A 4405-nucleotide genomic window follows, 5' to 3' on the forward strand; every position below is an offset into this window, starting at 1 on the left:
GGGCGGGCGGGGACAACCCGTTCGCCGCAATGTTCGGCTCGATGAATCCGAACGATCTCGGCGCCGCCTTCCAGCAGCTCGGTCAGATGCTGAGCTACGAGGGCGGTCCCGTGAACTGGGACATGGCCAAGCAGATCGCCCGCCAGACGGTCTCGCAGGGCGCCCCGGACGGCTCCAAGGACGCCAGTGTGGGCCCGTCCGAGCGCACGGCGGTCGACGAGGCGCTGCGGCTGGCGGACCTGTGGCTGGACGGCGTGACGTCGATGCCGTCCGGTTCGGTCTCCACCGTGGCGTGGAGCCGCGCGGAGTGGGTCGAGGCCTCGCTGCCGGCCTGGCAGCAGCTGGTCGACCCGGTGGCCGAGCGGGTGGGCCTGGCGATGGGCGATGTGCTGCCCGAGGAGATGCAGGCCATGGCGGGCCCGCTGATCGGCATGATGCGGTCGATGGGCGGCGCCATGTTCGGCCAGCAGATCGGGCAGGCCGTGGGCGTGCTGGCCGGTGAGGTGGTCGGTTCCACCGACATCGGGCTGCCGCTGGGGCCGGCGGGCAAGGCCGCGCTGCTCCCGCTGAACGTGGAGAGGTTCGGCAAGGACCTCAGCGTCCCGCAGGACGAGGTCCGGCTGTATCTGGCCCTGCGCGAGGCCGCTCACCAGCGGCTCTTCGCCCATGTGCCGTGGCTGCGGTCGCATCTGTTCGGCGCCGTCGAGGCGTACGCCCGGGGCATCAAGGTCGACACCAGCAAGCTGGAGGACGTCGTCGGCCAGTTCGACCCCTCCCAGCCGGAGCAGTTGCAGGACGCCCTTCAGCAGGGCATGTTCCAGCCGGAGGACACTCCCGAGCAGAAGGCGTCCCTGGCCCGTCTGGAGACGGCTCTCGCGCTGGTGGAGGGCTGGGTGGACGCGGTGGTCCACGAGGCCGCGAAGTCCCGGCTGACCTCGTCCGACGCGCTGCGCGAGACGATGCGCCGGCGCCGTGCCTCCGGTGGACCGGCCGAGCAGACGTTCGCCACCCTCATCGGTCTCCAGCTGCGCCCGCGCCGGCTCCGGGACGCCTCGCGCCTGTGGGCCTCGCTCACGGACGCCCGGGGTCTGGAGGGCCGCGACGCGCTCTGGGCGCACCCGGACATGCTGCCGACGGCCCACGACCTGGACGACCCGGACGGCTTCGTCCATCACGAGCAGGCCGACTTCTCCGAGCTGGACAAGATGCTCGGTGAGGCGGCGAGGGGCTCGCGGAAGCCCGCGGCGGAGGACGAGCCGAAGCCGAAGCCCGTCGAGGGCGAGGGCGACGGCAAGGACGACGGCGACGACGACGGGGGCACGAGCGAGGGCAAGGACGGCCGCGACCAGTGACCCTGCGCGACGACGCCGTTCTCGTACTGAAGGGCTATGCCCCCGGGGACGAGGCCGGTGACCAGGCGGAGCTGCGCCAGGCCTACCTGGATCACCTGGCACAGCACGAGGACGGCATGTGGAAGGCGTGCGGGGCCGGGCATGTCACGGCCAGCGCCCTGGTGATCGATCCGGAGCGGGAGAGGGTTCTGCTGACCCTGCACCGGAAGCTGCGGATGTGGCTCCAGATGGGCGGCCACTGCGAGGAGCGGGACGCCACCCTGGAGGCGGCGGCGCTCCGTGAGGCGACGGAGGAGTCCGGCATCACGGGGCTCACCCTGCTGCCCGGCGGACCGGTCCGGCTGGACCGGCACCCGATTCCGTCTCCCTGCAACTGGCACCTCGATGTGCAGTACGCCGCGCTGGCCCCGGCCGGAGCGGCGGAGCGGATCAGCGAGGAGTCCCTGGAGCTGCGCTGGTTCGGTTACGCGGACGTGCCGGGGGTGGCCGACGCGTCCGTGGTGCGCCTGCTGGAGGCGACCCGGTCCCGGTTGTAGCGGCAGGCCGCATGGATGTGCGTAAGGGGCGGCCTCCGGGAGGCCGCCCCTTACCGCTGTGGCTTGCGGTGCCGGTCAGTTCCAGGCGTTGTTCTGGTTCTGGCCGTGGGAACCCTGCTGGCCCATGCCGAACTGGGCGCGGGCGCCCTGGCCGATCTGGGCGTTCTGCGGGGGCATGACCTCGCTCGGCTGGACCAGGGCGAAGCCCTGGCCGAGGAAGCTCAGCTCCCAGCCCTCTCCGGTGTTGCCGCGACGCCTGAAGACACCCGAGGAGTGCGTCTGGGCCTGCATCTGCACACGCAGGGAGCTGGACCAGGCGACGATGGCGTCCGCGTCGACGTTGACGTACTTCTCGGGCGTGACCTGCATCATCAGGGGCTGGCCAGAGGTCATGAGGGCGACCTTGCCCGAGCCGGAGATGTTGAGCTGGTACTTACCGCTGCCGGAGATCCCGTACTGGCTGTCCACCGCGATGACCTCGGTGTGCAGCGCGGAGTCGAGCGCGAGGACGTAGGAGCTGTCCACGGTCATCCCCTCGCGGTCGACGTCCACGACGTGGATGTACTGGGCGAGGTTGGCGAGGTAGACGGTGCCCTGGCCGGACACGCGCATCAGGTCGAGGCCCTCGCCGGTGTTCGCGCGGGCGCGGCGCTGGCCCTGGGACCGGTATTCCCCGTCGAAGTCCATCAGGCCCTGGTAGGCGACCATCGCGCCCTTGCGGGCGAGGACATCGTCGTGGCCGGTCAGCGAGACCCGCAGGAGCTGCGGGTTCTGGATCGCGTAGCGGTCCTGGGTCTGCTGCTCGGTGTGGCTGAAAAGCGGACTCTGCATGATGTGTTCTCCCTCCCCGTCAGTTCCGGATCCGCAGCCGGTCCGTGCTGTCCTCGCTCGGCTGGACGACGACGATGCCCTGGCCGGAGAAGGCCATCTGGTACGCCTCGCCGCTGCCGCGGCCGATCAGCGAGCCGGCCTTGAAGCTCCGCTTGCCCTTCACCTTGAGGTTCGGGGACCAGGCGACGAGCGCGTCCGGGTCGACGTACGTCTCGTCCTCGCCGCGTCCGCAGTCGACGACGATCGGGGTGCCGCGCGAGGTGATGGCGACCCATCCGGTGCCCTGGACGACGACGTTCCACAGGCCCTGTCCGGCGAACTTGGCGAGCCCCTTGACCTTCTCGACGCCCCAGGTGAGGTGGGCGTCGAACGCGAGGAGGTTGGTGCCGTTGACGGAGATCGAGTCGTTGTTGAGGTTGATGACGACCACGTCTGCGCCGTAGTCGGCGAGGTAGAGCAGTCCGTCGCCGGAGCACTTCATGACGGGCGCGCCCTCGCCGGTGATCCACTGAGAGGCGATCTGCCGGGCGGCGGGCGGGTTGGGCTCGTACTGGATGAAGCCCTCGTACGCCACCATCGAGCCGGTGCGTGCGAAGAGGTCCTGCCCGGAGGCCATGGCGACCTTGAGCATGGTCTTGCCGTGGTTCTCCATACGGGCCGTGACAGGGGTCGGGGCGAAGCCCGCGAGCTGCTGGTTCATGACGGGCTCCCTCAGACCTCGTAGGGCTGGACGACGATGAAGTTGCCGGGGGCTCCCCGGAACTGGAGGTTCACTGTCTCCCCGCTGTGTCCGGGGTACGCGTTGCGGCGCAGCCGGACCTGGGTGGAGACGATCACCTGGGAGGCGGCCGACCAGGCGACCACCGCGTTGCAGTCGGCGAACGTGGTGGGCGTGACCGGCAGGACGACCGGGGTGCCGTGGGTCTTCACGATCACGGTGCCGGTGCCCTGGAACTGCATGGTGAACAGTGCGCCGCCGGGGATGCCATGCCCTTCGACCCTGCGGACCTCGTACTGGAGGGACTCGTCGAAGGCGAGGACGCTCTCGGCGGAGACGCAGATGGCGTCGCCCTGCAGCTCGATCGGGTGCAGGTGCGAGCCCTCCTCGGCGAGGAAGACCTGGCCGCGGCCGGTACAGCGCATCAGCTGCATTTCCTGGCCGGTGGCATTGCCCACGGCGCGGCCGACGAACCCGGCACTCTTGTAGCCGAAGTCCACCTTGCCCTGGTACATCACCATGCTGCCCTGGCGTGCCAGGACCCCGGCTCCGCCCATGGTCAGGTCGACCCGCATGAGCTGCTGGTTCTGCGGAGTCCAGCGCTGCCCGGTCGCGGTCTCCTTGTAGGGCTGGAGAGCCGCTTGGAGACCCGCGCCCGTGGCCGGTACCCCCTGGGGCACGCCCTGCGGGACACCCTGCGGCATGCCGACGGGGGGCTGCTGGCCGTACGGGGCCGGCGCGGGCTGACCGAAGGGAGCCGGGGCCTGCTGGCCGAAGGGAGCGGCGGGCGGTGCGCCCTGGCCGGGGACCTGGCCGAACTGGGGCTGGTGCGGCTGCTGGGGTTGGCCGTACGGGGACGGGGCCTGGGGTGCCTGCGGCGTCTGGGGAGCCAGCGGGGCCGCGATCGTCGGCGCCGCGTGCATCGGCTGCTGCGGTGCGGGCGGCGGCGCGGACGGGGCGCCGAAGGC

The 4405-nt window shown here is 71.0% G+C and carries 5 protein-coding genes; 2 read left to right on the top strand and 3 right to left on the bottom strand.

The features are described from left to right. Both HET64_RS36940 and HET64_RS36945 read left to right on the top strand, forming a co-directional pair. The coding region (locus HET64_RS36940) for a zinc-dependent metalloprotease (RefSeq protein ID WP_215111609.1) at window positions 1–1352 on the top strand (1352 nt) is incomplete at its 5' end. Continuing rightward, window positions 1349–1888 (top strand): NUDIX hydrolase, encoded by a 540-nt coding sequence (locus HET64_RS36945; RefSeq protein WP_215111610.1) that lies wholly within the window; start codon window positions 1349–1351, stop codon window positions 1886–1888. The genes HET64_RS36940 and HET64_RS36945, both read left to right, overlap by 4 nt. A gap of 75 nt (window positions 1889–1963) precedes the next feature. On the opposite strand, the gene HET64_RS36950 is transcribed toward HET64_RS36945, so the two are convergent. From HET64_RS36950 to HET64_RS36960, 3 genes are all read right to left on the bottom strand, one after another. Beyond that, window positions 1964–2719: an AIM24 family protein gene (locus tag HET64_RS36950; protein ID WP_215111611.1), complete on the bottom strand. Its 756-nt coding sequence runs from the start codon at window positions 2717–2719 to the stop codon at window positions 1964–1966. A gap of 19 nt (window positions 2720–2738) precedes the next feature. Next, window positions 2739–3419 carry an AIM24 family protein gene (locus tag HET64_RS36955; protein ID WP_006127431.1) on the bottom strand — a complete coding sequence of 227 codons (681 nt, stop codon included), beginning with the start codon at window positions 3417–3419 and terminating at the stop codon, window positions 2739–2741. An 11-nt stretch (window positions 3420–3430) separates the two neighbouring features. Beyond that, a partial coding sequence (locus HET64_RS36960; protein ID WP_215111612.1) for an AIM24 family protein occupies window positions 3431–4405 on the bottom strand: 975 nt, incomplete at its 5' end.

Origin of the sequence: Streptomyces sp. McG3 (genome assembly GCF_018619185.1) — a bacterium.
Taxonomy (GTDB): domain Bacteria; phylum Actinomycetota; class Actinomycetes; order Streptomycetales; family Streptomycetaceae; genus Streptomyces.